The 1576-nt window shown below is 33.1% G+C and carries 1 pseudogene; it reads right to left on the reverse strand.

Annotation, left to right across the window (positions count from 1 at the left end):
- Positions 1-1576, reverse strand: a pseudogene (locus tag AJ932_RS09185) (hypothetical protein); the annotation flags it as partial.

Raw genomic sequence — 1576 nt, forward strand, 5'->3', positions numbered from 1 at the left:
ACCTTCATTTTTAATACCACTTGTAATAGTCGCATCAGAATCATTTTTTAAACTTAAATTATTATTACTTTTATTGAAAATATTACCATAAATAATTCCATTGTCAGTATTTAAAATACCACTTCCTTTTGCAGAAGCAATAAGACCTTCATTTTCAATAGTGATACCGTGAGTTTGAACTTCTGTATCTTTTTGTCCAATGGTTCCAGTATTTATAATACCCCCATTACCACCTTGGATAGTTCCAGATACATTGATGCTAGTATTTACTTGCTTACCGCCACCTATATAAATACCTGCATTACCACCTTCTAATCTACCCCCTGCTTTAACTTCAATGCCTTCACCCTCAATACCATTTTTACTTCCATCTATATGGATTGCATCATTGCCTGCTTTAATAACACCACCACTTTCTATAGTGATTTTACCAATATTAACGGGCTTTTTATTTGTATCAAATGCATAAAAAGTTATACCATTGTTGCCTGCTTCTATAGTTCCTTTATTTGTAAGGGTTTCTATCTTGTTGCCATCACCTATGAAGATAGCATTAGCGTTTTGATTTTTGATTAGGCCTGTGTTTTCAAAATTTTTAATAGTGGAGCCGCTACTATAAACACTTTGTATATTTATAGCTCCTGCTAATTTATTGGCTCCAGATGTTCCTTCTATAGTGCCACTGTTTTTAAAATCATCTATGATGCCATTTGACAAATTTACACCTACTTTACCTGAAATGAAACCCGAATTGTCAAAAGTTTTTATAGTAGAGCTATAAAGATTAACCCCAGAACTCGCATATAAACCAGCGAATGATTCATTTGGTTCTGCTGTTCCACTAGTTTTTATAGTTTTAGTATTTTTAAAATTTTCTATAGTAGCACTGGAGAGGTTTACACCACTTCCACCACCGCTGTTTATTGAACCGTTATTAGTGAAAGTTTGTACATTAGTATGAGTAAACCGGACAGCTTCTTTATTTGTTGAACTTATAACTCCAGTATTGTTAAAATTATTAATCGTAGATTTGTTATTAGCAAGGCCTTGGAAAAAAACTCCTTGATCATTGTTGGAAGCTGTTATAGTTCCACTATTTTCAAATTTATCCACAGTGAGAGTTCCCTGACCTCCCCAAATTCCCATGTAAATTTGACCATTAACTTGACCTGTATTTTCAAAGGTATTGACAGTAATGGTTCCTGTAAAATCTTTATCATGTTCTACAGCTACCTTACCGTTAATAGTTCCTTTATTGGTAAGATTGGTAAGAGTAAGAGTATCGCTATTCTTAGCATGAACATAGATGACTTTGTCTTTACCGGTTAAAGTTCCGGTTTTTTCAATTATTATGGTATGTGGACCTTGATCGGAAATGTTGATTTGATTGTTGATTGAACTACTTACAGTCGTATTAATCCTAGCTTGAGGAGCATAAACACTTGCTGAACTAGCTTTAGTATTTTTACTTATTTCATCATAAGTTTTTATTTCAGGAGTAGGTGCAGCATTTGCACAACTAGCTAAGAAAGAAATAGTAGCTAAAGATAAAACTATCTTTTTAGAATTTAAACAG

The sequence above is a fragment of the Campylobacter sp. BCW_6873 genome (assembly GCF_001762365.1).
GTDB lineage: Bacteria > Campylobacterota > Campylobacteria > Campylobacterales > Campylobacteraceae > Campylobacter_D > Campylobacter_D jejuni.